Source organism: Rhodococcus sp. NPDC076796 (assembly GCF_040702765.1).
In the GTDB taxonomy this organism is placed as follows: domain Bacteria; phylum Actinomycetota; class Actinomycetes; order Mycobacteriales; family Mycobacteriaceae; genus Rhodococcoides.
The window spans coordinates 112,685-126,286 of record NZ_JBFBMS010000001.1 but is presented as its reverse complement, the minus strand read 5'-3'; the positions used below and the strand labels follow the sequence as shown (position 1 = coordinate 126,286).

Here is a 13,602-nt window from a genome sequence, read left to right as displayed (position 1 = left end):
CCACATGCGCGCAGTGACCTGGCAAGGCAAGAGGAAAGTCAGCGTGGACACCGTTCCCGATCCGCGGATAGAACTGCCGACGGACGCGATCGTGAAGATCACGACCACCAACATCTGCGGTTCGGACCTGCACCTGTACGAAACACTCGGTGCCTTCATGGACGAAGGTGACATCCTCGGCCACGAGCCGATGGGCATCGTCGAGGAAGTCGGCTCGCAGACAGGGGATTTGGCAGTCGGAGACCGAGTGGTCATTCCGTTCCAGATCTCCTGCGGGCACTGCTACATGTGCAATTCGAGCCTGTACACCCAGTGCGAGACCACCCAGGTCCGCGAGCAGGGAATGGGCGCAGCACTGTTCGGCTTCTCGAAGCTCTACGGTCAGGTTCCCGGTGGTCAGGCCGAGTACCTCCGCGTCCCGCAGGCACAGTTCACGCACATCAAAGTGCCGGAGGGGCCGTCGGATTCGCGATTCGTCTACCTCTCCGATGTGTTGCCCACCGCATGGCAATCGGTCGAATACGCGGCAATTCCCGACGGGGGATCGGTGACCGTCCTCGGTCTCGGGCCCATCGGAGACATGGCAGCGCGTATCGCACAGCACAAGGGCGCGCGAGTGATCGCGGTCGACCTCGTACCCGAGCGACTGGCCCGCGCCGCGGCACGGGGAATCGAGACGGTGAACCTGGCCGAGCACAGCGGTGGCGTCGGCGACGTCATCCGCGAGATGACCGACGGCCGGGGCACGGACTCGGTCATCGATGCGGTGGGCATGGAGGCGCACGGATCTCCGGTCGGCAAACTCGCCCAGCAGATCGTCGGTATGCTCCCGGACGCCGTGGCCGCGCCGATGATGCAGAAGGCCGGTGTCGATCGACTCGGCGCGCTGTACTCGGCAATCGACATCGTCCGCCGCGGCGGAACCATCTCGATCATCGGGGTGTACGGCGGCATGGCCGATCCGCTGCCGCTGATGACCATGTTCGACAAGCAGATTCAGCTCCGCATGGGGCAGGCGAACATCAAGAAGTGGGTCGACGACATCATGCCGTTGCTCGGCGACGACGATCCTCTCGGCGTCGATTCGTTCGCCACGCACGAGCTGTCGATCGAGGAGGCTCCGCATGCATACGAGATCTTCCAGAAGAAGCAGGACGGTGCCATCAAGGTGTTGCTGAAGCCCTGACGATCTGCTTCGAATACAGCGATGCGGCCCGGAAGTTCACGGGCCGCATCGGTATTCGCAGAAGGGTCGATCAAGCTACATCAGTCGATGGAGATGACATCCTTGGCGATTGCTGCCACGCGTGTCTGTCCTGCGGACACGACTCCGTGGCGGTTCTTGTGTGCCTCTTCGTACGTCACGACGGTGCGAACGTCGGTCGGGTTCGTGAGGTCCTTGATGGCGGCGACGGCGTCCGAGACGTTCAGGTCGTCGTAGTCGGCGATCGGCAGCTCGTCGGCGTCGAGGGTTCCGCCGGCCGATCGTGCGGTGTGGATCGCGTCGGCGACGGTGTCGACTCCCTCGCTACGGGTGACGTCCTCGGCTGCCTCCAGTGCTGCATCGCGGCTCGCCGTCAGCGTCTTGACTGCCACGTCACCGGCGTGAGCGCCGCGGCCCAGCAGTGCGGCGAGGCGGTCCGGGGTGGCGCGAGCTGCGTCCAGCGCGCGGTCGAGACCGCGAGCCGACCATGTTGCCGGTGCGTTGACGATCTTGACCGCGGTGCCTGCTGCGGCCTGGAACGGAGTACGACGCAGCGCTGCGGGTCCGCCGAGGGCGTCTTCCGCGAGCACCGTCTCGAGCCATTCCACCGTTGCGCTGTGCGCCGTGGCCAGCCGGGTCGCCAGTGCGACGACGGTGGGCTCGTTCGCTGCCGTGGCCAGTGCCTTGATGTACTTGGCGCGGCCCAGCAGCTGCTGCTCGAGTGCGAGATCGCCCAGCAGGGCCTCGTCGAACGGCTGTGCCTGCTCCGCGACCGTCTTGACGGCAGCGAGTGTGCGCCCCAGGAACGGTGCGACGAGTTCGGGCAGTCCGCCGAGTCCGCGAAGGGCTTCTTCGATGGCTGCCGCGCGCTCGCGGCCGTTTGCGGCGTTCTGAGTCAACTCCCTGCGTACCGCCTCGGTGCGCGCCTGAACGACGCGAGTTTCCGCGATCTGGATCTCGGTGTTCGTCAGCTGCAGTGCGATGCGCAACTGGGCGATCAACGTGGATGTGCTCATGGTGCTCCCCTTTCGGTTGGGTGGTCGATTTTCTCTGGCCGATGCCTGTGGGTCACAGCGTGATGCTCGGCCCTGACAGCAGCGTTACCCGTCGGTAGGTTCGGTCAAACTGATGTGTCCGATGTGTGAAGATCGACACGTACCTTTCGGTTTCGTCTCGGGCGCACGAGCCCCGGCGGTTTCGATCGGCTGCCGACTGGACATCCGACATCGATGAACACCGAGCTGTACACAGCAACTGTCTCTGCCACCGCGACGGGAGTCACCTCCGACGACGGGGTTCTGTCCCTCGGTGTACGCGAACCGAAGCAACTCGGTGGGCCGGGGGAGCACACCAACCCGGAACAGCTGATGGCCGCCGCATTGTCGAGCTGCTTGGTCGAATCTCTGCGCATCGCGCTCGGAACCGTCGGAGGTAGCGTCGACGAGCTCGCAGTGAAGGGCACTGTCGTACTCACCGACTCGGACGCATCCGGTTACGACGCGAGGTTCGCCCTCGCGGTCTCTCTTCCGGGCACCGCCGACGCCGAAGCAGTATTGGCGCAGGCAACCTCGATCTGCCCGTTTCTCAAGGTCATCGACGGAGTGGACATCACCCTTGAATGATGCCGTGACAGTCGGCGTGTTCAGCGGTGCCCGCGCGAGATGACCTCGATACGTACCAGGGCAACGCGGGCAGTCGGCGCGATCAAAGCCGGGTTCGCCCGCGAGGACACCACCTTGATCGCGGGTGGCCTGACCTTCTACGCCGTCATCGCTGTGGTGCCGTTGCTGCTCCTGACCATCCGCGCCTGCACTCTGTTGGTGTCGGCGGACTGGGTACGCGGCGGATTCGACGCCATGTCGGCCTTGTTGCCCGACGCCCTCGGCGCTCGCGCGGCGGTGGATGGATTGGCCACGGCCGGAGTCGAACTCGGCCCGATCGGTGTCCTGATCGCCATCTTCCCCGCAACCTTCTACGGGGAGGGTCTGCGCCGGGCGATCGTGCGCTTCGCTCCGACCAGAGAATCGTTCACCGGTTGGCGGGGTCGGTTGGCGATGGTGCCGTTCTTCGCCGCCGCACCGGTCTTGCTGGCGGGGGTCCTCTGCGTTGCGCGGTTGCTCGACGCATCGACCGGGGGCGGCGGAGTCGGTGCCATGGCGCTGCGTGTATTCCTCGGCTTCAACTGCCTGTGGGTGATCCTGTCGGTGCCCCTGGCGTGGACCTATCGCGTGATTGCGCCACGTGCGGTGGGCTGGCGGGCGTTGATCGTCGGATCACTCGTCACCTCGTCCATCGTCACCGGATTCGTACACGGATTCATCTTGTTCCTGGCGATACCGGTGGACCTGGGTGCGCCGTTCGGAGGCCTCACCGCGATCGGCGGCGGGGTCGCAATCATGTTGTGGATGTTCGTGTTCCATGTGCTGGCCCTCGCCGGCTGGCTGGTCACCGCCGATTTCGATCGGCCCGACGATGCAACCCGAACATCAACTGGCTGAACCCGACGACCGCGAGCGCGCACGTCACCGACATTCCGATGGTCGCCGATGTTCCGGCAGCAGCCGGAGCGGCACCGGCAACCGTCGCCGTGACCGCAGCAGCGATCACCCGCGAAGGACGTTCCCATACCGTCAAGAAGCCGACATCCTCGATGCCGGAACCCACCGCGCGAGCACGTGCCATCTCGTGCAGCAACGTCACCACCCCGACCGCGACGACGAGCGGCATCGGGGCTCCCAGAGCGAGACCGCTCGCCAGCAGCAGCAGGTCGCTGCAGCGATCGGCGACGGTATCGAGCAGGTACCCCCACTGGGATTGGGACCGGCCGATCATCGCGACACCGCCGTCGATACCGTCGAGCAGGCCGGAGATCACGATCAGCACGGCTGCGATCAGCGGTGCCGAGGTGCCGGGCCGCGACAGCGCCACCGCCGCCCCTGCCACGACCACGGCGGTGAGGGTGACGGTGTGGGCGGAGACGGACGCGCGAACCAGCGGCGCGCTCAGCGAATACACGACGCGAAGCCAACCCGAGACCAACGCAGACGAGGAAGGATCGATGCCGTTGTGCAGCGTCGACCACGTCGACAGATACTCCTCACGAGTCGCCGGTTGTACCGACGTACCGTGCTGCTTCGACGTACTGCGCTGATTGACCATCGAGAACCCTTGCTCGGCACTGACTGAGAGGAACTCGACGAGCAGGTGACCGGCGATCGCGCGTCGAGACTTCGAAGCGGAGTACCCGCCCATCGCGTTCTCAATCCGCATCCCGGCCGAGTCGTCAGTCGTCGTCGGAGTTGCTCGCTCTCCGGCGCGCTTTCAGACGCGAGATCTTGATACCCACGGCAGCGAACACGATCAGCCATCCCGAGATCAACACTCCGCCGCCCACGAACGCCGCACGGCGCAACGGATGTTCGTCGGCGTACACGTAACCGACTGTGCCCCAGATCAATGCAATCAAGGCGATGATCGCCATCATCCAGATCATCGAATACAGCGTTCTGTTCACAATTCACCCGACCTTGCTGTTACGTCGTCCCCGACGAGCGCGGAAATCCATTCTTCCATCTTTGGCCGCCGCGTCGTATTCCCCGTCACCAGGACAGATTCGGTTGATGTTCACCGGTCGAGATCCCGAATTCGACGGCCGTGCGGTGCATGTGCCCGAAGAGATCCTCGGTCACGTCGAGCGGATCACGACCGAGCGCATCGGCCCACCGCGCCGCACGCGCACTCGAACGCGAACTGCGACACTCGACGACACCGCTGCCGCCGACGTCCACGGTCATGCGATCGGCACCGGTTGCCAGCATTCGCCGCAGAGCGTGCTCTCCGAACAGTACGAGTCCGTGCACGTGCACGACGATGTGGCTGCGGCCGGTGTTGTCGGGCCGACCCAGATGAATGCGGGGGTCGACGTCGCCCCACTGCTCTCGCAACGACACCGCGTCCGGACCGTCTATCCACACTGCGCAATCTCGCTTGCGCAGAACGGATCCGACCGTGGCGAGCAGCGAGGCCGAGCTGTGTCCGGTGGAATCGACGACCACGACGATCTCGGGCACCGCGTAGACGAGGCCGTGAGTGCGAGCCGCGGGGTCGGTGATACGCGAGGACAGCATCAGGGCTTCGAGATTCTTGCGTTCGCGATCCCCGCCCGTCCGCTCGGCCCATTCGGGTCCGTCGTGCCAGGCGACCGCACGGGGCAGGTGGGCCAGGACGGCACCGGCGTCATAGGCGCGATGCGCGAAATCCCAGTCCTCTCCGCCGTATCCGACGAAGGTCTCGTCGAATCCACCGATCTCGCAGAACAGCTGACGGCTGCACGACATGACGGCGCTGATGATGTACCGGTACGAACGCCGATCGGCGTCGAGCAGGTCGCGCGAGCGGACATACCCGTCCCGAAGCCACCCCGGTTCCGACAACTCCGGCGGCCCGGACGATCTGCCGCCGAACCACTCGGCCACGTCGTCGGCGGACCAGCCCGTCAGATCGGCGTGGCGTCGCCGACCCACGGTGAGGGCATCAGGAACTGCTCCGGTCAGCCGTGCCGATTCCGCGATGTACCCGGGCTCGGGAACGGTGTCCGCGTCCAGAAAACACAGAATCTCCCCGTCGGCGGCCGATGCGCCGAGATTGCGTGCAGCCGCCGCGCGAAAGCCGAGATCCTCCTGTCGAACGACGGTGACGTCGAGAGCGGACCGAAAGGCATCGACGTCCGGTGCGTCGGGCGAGCCGTCGTCTGCCACGATCACCTGGAGCAGGGCCGCCGGGTAGCTCTGCAGTGTCAGCGCGGTGAGTACGAACTCCAGCTGACGCTGCTGGCGAAAGTACGGGATCACCACGGACACTCGCGGGTTGCGGTCGACAGGTGGGGCGAGATCCCACCGATTGCCCGGTACCACCCACCGGCCGTCGGGTAGCTCGTGCGCCGCTGTCGCGCGCTGTTCGTCGAACAGTGCGCGGTACAGCGCGGCTGCCTGCTCGAGTGTGGGGTAGGTGACCACGTCGTGCTGCTGCCATGTCCTGTCGGGATGGCGTAGTGCCTCTGTCATCGCGGCGGCGAGGCCCTCGATCGAGTTCTCGTGAATCCACAGGGCGCCGGGGGAGTTGGCCTCCATCTCCTCCACGTACCGACTGCGCGGGACGAGTGGTCGACGGCCTGCTGCGATCCAGGAATTGATCGAACCCGATGCCGATACGTGTCGGTGGAATGCGACGGGAATCGCGACCGACCGCAGGATCTCGTCCAGCTCGGCATCGGGAACGAAACCGGTCGAGGTGAACGATCGACCGAGTTGCTCTGCAGCAGAGCTGAGTTCGCCGATCATGGATTCGTGGCCCGGTGACGCGGACCCGATCGAGAGAACGTCGACGTCGGCGTCCAGTTTCGTCATGGCACCGAGTACCTCCTCGTGCCCCTTACCTGGATAGACGAACCCGAGTACACCGACGACTCTCCGCGGGGCGACGGGGTCTGCGGTCCGCGCCGCAGCACGTCCGATCGGAAGAGGGATCACCCGAACGTCGTGCCGACGGTCCAGGACGTCCTCGAGCAGCAGTCGCTCGTGCATGCTGGAGACCACCACCGTCGCCGCGCAGTCGATCACCCGTCGATAGCAGTGCGTACGCGCCTCGAATGCGTGGCCGTCGGATGCCTGCGGGACATCGTGCACCGTGAGGGTGATCGGTGCGCGGTGCCGCTGAGCGAAGTCGACGAAGGCATCCGCTGCCTCCTGGGCAGTGCGGCCGAACAACCGGTCGGTGAAGTGCACGTGGATCGCAGTGTCGAGGGGAAGATGCTCGAGATCGGAGATCACCGGACTCGCTGTTGCGGAGGCCAGTTCGCGCGCACAGCGGACGACACCGTGCTCGACCGGCCCCATCACCAGATGATGTATCGACCCGGTCACGGTGCCAGCCCCAGGGCTCGGATCAGCTCGGCGTGACGTTCGAGCGCCGCACCGACGAATTCGGGATGATCTGCGTACCACTGCAGGTGAGCGCGGTGAACGGAATCCGGCGACAATTCCGCGCCGTCGACCGACCAGTTCGGCCGCGGATCACCTTGCAGGCCAAGTGCTTTCAAGACTCGTTCCTCGACGGGCGCGCGAACACCTCCGAGCAATTCGCGTCCCGGATCCCGGACCGTGCTGCCGGTATCCAGATGATCGAGTATCCGCTGCGCGAGAGCGCCGAGCACCGGATTGGTCGCATGGTTGATCGTGTGGGTGGCGTTGCTTCCGGCATCTCGGAACAGGTCGGACGCAACGATGTCGGTGTCCCGGCGTTCGCGTCGGCGCAACTCGTCGAGGCTCTCTTCGGCTGCCCGTCGCAGACCGTCTTCCGAGACCGTTACGTCCCAGTCGGCGTCGCTGCCGAGGCCGCGATGGGCGGCGAGGATCGTCCGTAAGTCGTGGTACGGCACCATGTTCGGGACGGCAGCGGGATCGCTCGGGTGGCGAACGATGACCTGGAAGGGGTGCAACCCCGCGTATCTGAGCACCGGCCACCGGACGACGGTGGCGTCGGGCGCGAGAGCTTCGGCGAGGTCGGGCACCCCCAGTGGCAGTGACCGATAGCCGGCTCGAACCGGCTGGGTGAGCAGCACCGACGCCTGCCGCACGAGTCGGTCGACGTGGGGCAGGTCCGAGGATTCGAGTTCGTGCACAGGAGGGATGCGCACCGTCCGCAGCGGCATGTCCGGATCGGAATCGAGGAGGATGCGCAGCGCCTCGGCCTGGCAATTTCCCCAGACGAGCAGAAGGGGTCTGTCATCGGCGGAGCGAACCGGCTCGTGTGCTGTTGCGTAGAAGTCGCCGTAGTGGCGGGTGCGACCGTCCATGCTTGCCCCGACGTCGTGTGCTCGTTCGTGTTGGACCATTCTCTCGTCAACGTAGACCCGGTGGACGGGCTTCGCCAACCCCGATTGAACCCGGGTGCAACTGGGTACTGGCTACGTATCGCGTGTCGGGACCAGGCACGATCCACCTGCCTGTACTCGAAGGAATTCATGATTCGCGTTGCATCGGTTCCGTCCTCACACGCCTATGTCCGACACCTGCAACCCGTCGTCGGCGACTCCGCACGCGCGGCGTCGGCAGACCCGTCGGCGGTGATCGTGCTACCCGATCCGGCTCCTGTCCGTGTCGATGTACCCGGCCAGTGGTGGCCCCCACGACTGCTCGATGCTCGGTGGCTCGCCGAGCAGACCGACGTGCACTTCGATGTTCTACACGTGCATTTCGGTTTCGAGTCCTTCGCCCCGGACGAGCTCACCCGTACCGTCGACCATCTGCGCGCCCACCGGCAGCCGTTGGTGCTGACGGTCCACGACCTGCACAATCCCCATGTCGCGAACAACGCCGATCATCTGCGACAGCTGGACGTACTTGTTCGCGCGGCCGCCGCCGTCATCACTCTCACCGCGGGAGCTGCTGCCTGGATTCACGATCGGTGGGGCGTGGAGGCAACGGTGGTGGACCATCCGCACGTCGTGCCGCTCGAGCGGATGGCACACCCGCGCCCGGTGTCGGACTCGTTCGTCATCGGCGTCAACGCCAAGAATCTGCGGTCCAACATGGACCCGTTGGCTGTGATGGATGCGGTGGTCGAGGCCGCACGATCGCTACCCGACGCCACCGTCCGGTTGGACATCGACGAGGACGTGTTCGAGTCCTCCAGTCATTGGTACAGCCCGACGGTCGGCGCAAAGTTGCTGGACTACACGAGTTTTCCCGATGTCGACGTGCGCGTGCACGAACGTTTCGACGACGACGCGCTGTGGGACTATCTGTCGTCGATCGATGTCTCGGTGCTGCCGTATCGATTCGGAACACACTCGGGCTGGCTCGAGGCCTGCCGCGATCTCGGGACCTCCGTCGTCGCGTCCGACTGCGGCTTCTACGCAGATCAGGCCCGGGTGCACAGTTTCCGAATGGGTATCGATTCGTTCGATCCCGCCACCCTCGTTGCTGCCGTACAGGCATCGCACGCCGAGCGAACGCCGGCGGTCGAACCCGGCGTTCGCGCGGAGCAACGACAACGAATCGCCGCAACTCATGCCGCGATCTACTCAGCAGTGACAAAGGAGATGCGTTGAACGAGAACCCACTTCGCATCGCGGTGCTGGCCTCGTCGAGTTTTCCGGTGGCGCAGCCCTTCGCCGGCGGTCTGGAGGCACACGTCTACAACCTGGTGCGCGCGCTCACCCAGCGTGGACATCAGGTGAGTCTGTTCGCTGCAGACGGATCGAGCGTCGACCTGGATGCAACGCTGCTGCCGGTCCGAACGTTGGATCTGAGTCCGATCTCCATCGCCGACGTGGCGATCACACCCACCGCGATCCGCGAGCATCACGCGTATCTGGCCGTGATGCTGGAACTTGCCGGGACGCTGTCTCGGTCCTTCGACATCGTGCACAACCACAGCCTGCACTACCTGCCGCTGGCGATGTCGGCGACGCTGTCGGTACCGATGGTGACGACACTGCACACACCGCCGTTCGCGTGGCTCGAGTCCGCAGTTGCGTTGGCCCCTGCGCGTGCCAACACATTTGCCGCGGTCAGCGAGTTCGCCGCCTCGCAGTGGGCCGATGTCACCGCCGGAACCGTCGTCATTCGTAACGGAATCTCGTTGGAGGAGTGGCCGTTCGGCACCGGCGGTGACTACGTGGTGTGGTCGGGTCGGGTGGTTCCGGAGAAGGGGCTGCACCTGGCCATTGCGGCGGCGAAGGAAGCAGGCCGCTCGCTGCGCATCGCCGGACCGCTGAGCAATCTCGAGTACTTCCACGAGTTCGTCGAACCGATGCTCGACGAGAACATCCGCTATGTCGGACACCTCGATCAGCCCGCCCTGGCGGCGTTGGTGGCCGGTGCCGAGGTGGCGCTCGTCTCGCCGGTCTGGTCCGAGCCGTACGGCCTGGTGGTGGCGGAAGCACTGGCCTGCGGCACTCCCGTCGCCGCGTTCGCCAGGGGCGGCATACCGGAGATCGTCGACGCCTCGTCGGGAGTACTGGTGGCGGCCGACGACGTACACGGCCTCGCCGCAGCGATCCCCGCGGCGGCAGCGCTGCGCAGGCCCGACGTCCGGGCGCGGGCGGAGCAGGTGTGCTCGATGGACCGGATGGTGGACGAGTACGAGGCGCTGTACCACTCGACCCTGGACGCGCACGTCGAGAAGCTCGACGACCGGCTCGCGATCGCATGATCGGGTACTACGCGCACCACCACGGGGTCGGTCACATCACGCGTTCCGACGCCATCGCACGGTCGATGGGCGAGCCGATGACGGTGCTGTCCTCGCGCGCTCGACCGGCAGCGCATGCGGCGACCGAGTGGATCTCGCTTCCCCTCGATGTCGACGATTCCGTGGAAGGCGATGCGGCGGAACACAGTTCGGCGGGAGGGGTGCTGCACTGGGCTCCCCACGACGTGGACGGTCTGACCGAGCGGATGGCGATCATCGCGGAGTGGGTGGCGCGCGAGCGGCCGCGGGCAGTGGTGGTCGACGTATCGGTCGAAGTAGTGATGTTCCTGCGGCTCATGGGTGTTCGCGTGATCGTGATGGCAATACCGGGGGAGCGGGATGATCCGATCCACGATCTCGCCTATCGGGCAGCGACCCACATCGTCGCACCGTGGTCACTCGAGGTCTACGACCCGACGTGGCTGCGTCCCTTCGCGGAGAAGACCACCTATGCAGGCTCCATCAGCCGATTCGCCGAACGGGAGCGAGTCACTGCCGACGCCGATCCGACGGTGGTGGTTCTCGGTGCCGCGGGTGGCACGGAGTTGACCCGAGACCTGGTGGACTCGTGGTCGGCGGTGGACGCCCGATTCGAGTTCCGCGCGCTCGGCGTCGCAGGCGGCGACTGGGTGGACGACGTGTGGCCGGTGTTGTGTTCGGCAGCACTCGTCGTCACGCACGCCGGTCAGAACGCCATCGCCGACGTCGCCGCGTCGGGCGCGCCCGCCATCGTGGTACCGCAGGCTCGACCTTTCGCCGAGCAGTCGGCCACCGGACGAGCCCTGGCCCACGGGTCGGTTGCCGAGGTGCTCGATACGTGGCCGTCCGTCGCGCGGTGGCACGCTGCGGCGAACCGCGCCCTCGAGATCGGTGGCCGTCGGTGGTCGGCTCTGCGCACCGAGGGTGCGCCCGCCCGCGCCGCCAGGGCGATCGAGCAGGCCGCCCCTCGGACGGTGCGACAGTGAAGATCGTCGTCGTCACCGTGGTGTCCGGTCGACACGAGCACCTGGCCGCGCAGGTGCGCGGTCTGCGAGGCAGCCCCGAGGAACAGGTCGACCACATCGTCGTGTCCATGGGCGACGACGCGATCGTCGACGTACTCGCTCGATCGGGATCCGCAGCGACGTGCATCGAGATGCCCGCGCAGCACCCGCTCCCGCTGGCGAGCGCCCGCAATCTGGGCGCGGCCGCGGCACTCGATCGCGGCGCGGAGTTGCTGGTGTTCCTGGACGTGGACTGCATCCCCGGTCCGGGATTGCTGGAGCGATACCGCCGGGCGGCAACGCTGCCCGGCAACGGGCGATCGCTGCTCTGCGGTCCGGTGACCTATCTGAAAGAGAAGGACATCGGTGCCGAGGGCGAGGCTCTGACGTTGCTGACCGCGCCGCATCCGGCGCGGCCGAACCCACCGGTCGGCGCCGTCGAGCACGGAGACAACTTCGATCTGTTCTGGTCGCTGTCCTTCGCGGTCGGGGCAGCGACCTGGACCGAACTCGTCGGTTTCTGCGAGGACTACACCGGCTACGGCGGTGAGGACACCGATTTCGCTGCCACCGCGGAGGCGTCGGGCATGGGGTTGCGGTGGGTCGGTGGGGCGCACGCCTACCACCAGTTCCATCCGGTCTCCGATCCTCCGGTGGAACATCTCGATGACATCGTCGCCAACGCGCGCACGTTCTTCGATCGATGGGGTCGGTGGCCGATGATCGGCTGGCTCGACGCCTTCGCCGCTCGCGGCCTCGTCGAGTTCGACGGCTCCGGGATTCGCCGCGTCGTTTCGTGAGATGGACGAGGTGGCGCCCGCGCAGCAGTGAGGGCGACCGGCGTCGATGCCGATCGCCCTCACCGAGGTGAAGCCTTGCCGATTGCTACCCGCCGGTGACTAGCCGCCGGTGATGGGCGCGTTGAATGCGCACGGGATCGACCTCGTGGGGAAGCCCTTCGGATCCAGTGCATTCTTCACGATGCCGATCGCGCGAGGCGAGACCGAGATCGACAGGTGATCCGACAGATCGATCTCGCAACCGTTCTGCAGGGTGACGTTGTTGACCGTGGCACCGGGGCCTGCGGTGAGGAACGTCGTCTTGTACGGGGTGACGACCTCGTCGTACTTGGTGCCGATCACGGTGTACTTGATGCCGGGGTCGGTGTCACCGCCCACTGCCAATCCCTTGACCAAGTCCGAGTCGATGACCTGGTCCGAGGCAGCGGGTCCGGCGATGGCCCCGACGACGCCGAGCACGTTCAGGCCCAGGTTGTTGATCGTGCGACCCAGGGTGCCGATACCGACGAGTGTGGTGCCGTGGTTCGATCCGGCGACGCTGACGACGGTGTTCACCTTGTTCTGCGTCGGGTCGGCCGGATTGGCTCCGCCCTCGAAGCGCAGGTACTGGCGGGTCACGAGTCCACCCTGGGAATGGCCGACGATGTCGACCTGAGCGGACCCGGTGGCGGCGCGCACCGCGTCGATGTAGGTCGCGATCTCCTTCGCGCTCGACGCAACCGATGCCGTGCCGCGCAGCGACTCGAGGTTGCCGACGATGCTCGAGTCCTTGTCACCGTAGTTCAGCGCGAAGATGCAGTAGCCCTCCTTCTTCAGCGCAGGCGACATCCGCGCGAAGTTGTTGTAGGCGTTCTCCCAGGTGCCGTGCAGCAGCACGACCGGGCGCGGATGCGCTGCCGACGGCTTGCAGTTCCAGTCGTTGGCACCCTGAGGAGCGACGTTGGGGTTGACGATGCTGTAGAGGAATCCGGCCAGGAAGTTCTTCTGCTCCGGTCCGTAACCCGTGGTCTCGGTCCGTGGGTCGTAGGTGATGGTCGCGGGAGCGGCGGATTCGATGTTCGGCTGGGCGATACCCTGGTCTGCGGCCTTGGGTGATGCCTCGGTCGGGCCGGGCGGAACAACCGTGTCGCCCTGCACGGTGGCAGGCGGAGCGGGCGTGGTGGCGGGCTGTGCCTGCGCTGCAACACCGGTACCGAGGGTAAGTGAGCACGCCATTGCCGCGATCATCGCAGCGCGCACCGTCGTTGCCTTCCGCGTTGTGCGGAAGGTGGACCGAGAAGTGGTCATGGAGCCTGACTTTCGACGAGGGTTGTTGGACAAGGCGGAACAGTAAGCGCGGATTTCGGTCGTTTGTGCTCTC

Annotated in this window: 13 protein-coding genes; 7 read left to right on the top strand and 6 right to left on the bottom strand. The window is 66.0% G+C overall.

Translation table 11 applies throughout. From position 1 onward, the window contains the following. Nucleotides 1-4 precede the first annotated feature (4 nt). A complete protein-coding gene (locus AB0366_RS00560) occupies nt 5-1,186 on the top strand; it encodes a zinc-dependent alcohol dehydrogenase (protein ID WP_366242302.1) in 1,182 nt (393 codons plus the stop codon). A gap of 80 nt (nt 1,187-1,266) precedes the next feature. Here AB0366_RS00560 and AB0366_RS00555 read toward each other — a convergent pair whose 3' ends face one another. Continuing rightward, nucleotides 1,267-2,220 carry a ferritin-like domain-containing protein gene (locus AB0366_RS00555; RefSeq protein WP_366242301.1) on the bottom strand — a complete coding sequence of 318 codons (954 nt, stop codon included), beginning with the start codon at nt 2,218-2,220 and terminating at the stop codon, nt 1,267-1,269. A gap of 213 nt (nt 2,221-2,433) precedes the next feature. Here AB0366_RS00555 and AB0366_RS00550 point away from each other — a divergent pair, with 213 nt between their 5' ends. Beyond that, nucleotides 2,434-2,826 (top strand): OsmC family protein, encoded by a 393-nt coding sequence (locus AB0366_RS00550; RefSeq protein WP_366242300.1) that lies wholly within the window; start codon nt 2,434-2,436, stop codon nt 2,824-2,826. Between the two features lie 39 nt (nt 2,827-2,865). Continuing rightward, complete coding sequence (locus AB0366_RS00545) at nt 2,866-3,702, top strand: YihY/virulence factor BrkB family protein (RefSeq protein ID WP_121870524.1); 837 nt, start codon at nt 2,866-2,868, stop codon at nt 3,700-3,702. Here the strand turns inward: AB0366_RS00545 and AB0366_RS00540 are convergent. The 4 genes from AB0366_RS00540 to AB0366_RS00525 all read right to left on the bottom strand — a co-directional run bounded on the left by AB0366_RS00540 (nt 3,650) and on the right by AB0366_RS00525 (nt 8,057). After that, entirely contained in the window at nt 3,650-4,474 is an 825-nt protein-coding gene (locus AB0366_RS00540) for a CDP-alcohol phosphatidyltransferase family protein (RefSeq protein WP_366242299.1), read from the bottom strand. The genes AB0366_RS00545 and AB0366_RS00540 overlap by 53 nt on opposite strands. 13 nt (nt 4,475-4,487) lie before the next feature. After that, the gene (locus tag AB0366_RS00535; RefSeq protein WP_237669098.1) at nt 4,488-4,718 is read right to left on the bottom strand and encodes a hypothetical protein; all 231 of its coding nucleotides are present in this window, start codon (nt 4,716-4,718) and stop codon (nt 4,488-4,490) included. 85 nt (nt 4,719-4,803) lie between these two features. Further along, nucleotides 4,804-7,125: a glycosyltransferase gene (locus AB0366_RS00530; protein ID WP_366242298.1), complete on the bottom strand. Its 2,322-nt coding sequence runs from the start codon at nt 7,123-7,125 to the stop codon at nt 4,804-4,806. Next, nucleotides 7,122-8,057, bottom strand: coding sequence for a WcbI family polysaccharide biosynthesis putative acetyltransferase (locus AB0366_RS00525; RefSeq protein WP_366242297.1), 936 nt, complete (start codon nt 8,055-8,057; stop codon nt 7,122-7,124). Before AB0366_RS00525 ends, AB0366_RS00530 begins: the two co-directional genes overlap by 4 nt. A 168-nt stretch (nt 8,058-8,225) precedes the next feature. Between AB0366_RS00525 and AB0366_RS00520 the strand changes: the two genes are divergently transcribed. The 4 genes from AB0366_RS00520 to AB0366_RS00505 are packed head-to-tail and all read left to right on the top strand — an operon-like array spanning nt 8,226 to nt 12,242. Then, nucleotides 8,226-9,314 carry a glycosyltransferase family 1 protein gene (locus AB0366_RS00520; RefSeq protein WP_366242296.1) on the top strand — a complete coding sequence of 363 codons (1,089 nt, stop codon included), beginning with the start codon at nt 8,226-8,228 and terminating at the stop codon, nt 9,312-9,314. After that, a complete protein-coding gene (locus AB0366_RS00515) occupies nt 9,311-10,420 on the top strand; it encodes a glycosyltransferase (RefSeq protein ID WP_366242295.1) in 1,110 nt (369 codons plus the stop codon). The genes AB0366_RS00520 and AB0366_RS00515 overlap by 4 nt, the downstream gene beginning before the upstream one ends. Next, a complete protein-coding gene (locus AB0366_RS00510; protein ID WP_366242294.1) occupies nt 10,417-11,424 on the top strand; it encodes a glycosyltransferase in 1,008 nt (335 codons plus the stop codon). Before AB0366_RS00515 ends, AB0366_RS00510 begins: the two co-directional genes overlap by 4 nt. Beyond that, nucleotides 11,421-12,242, top strand: coding sequence for a galactosyltransferase-related protein (locus AB0366_RS00505; RefSeq protein ID WP_366242293.1), 822 nt, complete (start codon nt 11,421-11,423; stop codon nt 12,240-12,242). The genes AB0366_RS00510 and AB0366_RS00505 overlap by 4 nt, the downstream gene beginning before the upstream one ends. 99 nt (nt 12,243-12,341) lie before the next feature. Here the strand turns inward: AB0366_RS00505 and AB0366_RS00500 are convergent, their stop codons facing one another. Then, the gene (locus AB0366_RS00500) at nt 12,342-13,529 is read right to left on the bottom strand and encodes an alpha/beta fold hydrolase (RefSeq protein ID WP_366242292.1); all 1,188 of its coding nucleotides are present in this window, start codon (nt 13,527-13,529) and stop codon (nt 12,342-12,344) included. Between the last annotated feature and the right edge of the window lie 73 nt (nt 13,530-13,602).

Excerpts from the sequence above, each read along its gene's own strand:
- AB0366_RS00560 (WP_366242302.1), top strand. The coding sequence starts at position 5 with ATGCGCGCAGTGACCTGGCAAGGCAAGAGGAAAGTCAGCGTGGACACC.
- AB0366_RS00555 (WP_366242301.1), bottom strand. The coding sequence starts at position 2,220 with ATGAGCACATCCACGTTGATCGCCCAGTTGCGCATCGCACTGCAGCTG.
- AB0366_RS00550 (WP_366242300.1), top strand. The coding sequence starts at position 2,434 with ATGAACACCGAGCTGTACACAGCAACTGTCTCTGCCACCGCGACGGGA.
- AB0366_RS00545 (WP_121870524.1), top strand. The coding sequence starts at position 2,866 with ATGACCTCGATACGTACCAGGGCAACGCGGGCAGTCGGCGCGATCAAA.
- AB0366_RS00540 (WP_366242299.1), bottom strand. The coding sequence starts at position 4,474 with ATGCGGATTGAGAACGCGATGGGCGGGTACTCCGCTTCGAAGTCTCGA.
- AB0366_RS00525 (WP_366242297.1), bottom strand. The coding sequence starts at position 8,057 with ATGGACGGTCGCACCCGCCACTACGGCGACTTCTACGCAACAGCACAC.
- AB0366_RS00520 (WP_366242296.1), top strand. The coding sequence starts at position 8,226 with ATGATTCGCGTTGCATCGGTTCCGTCCTCACACGCCTATGTCCGACAC.
- AB0366_RS00510 (WP_366242294.1), top strand. The coding sequence starts at position 10,417 with ATGATCGGGTACTACGCGCACCACCACGGGGTCGGTCACATCACGCGT.
- AB0366_RS00500 (WP_366242292.1), bottom strand. The coding sequence starts at position 13,529 with ATGACCACTTCTCGGTCCACCTTCCGCACAACGCGGAAGGCAACGACG.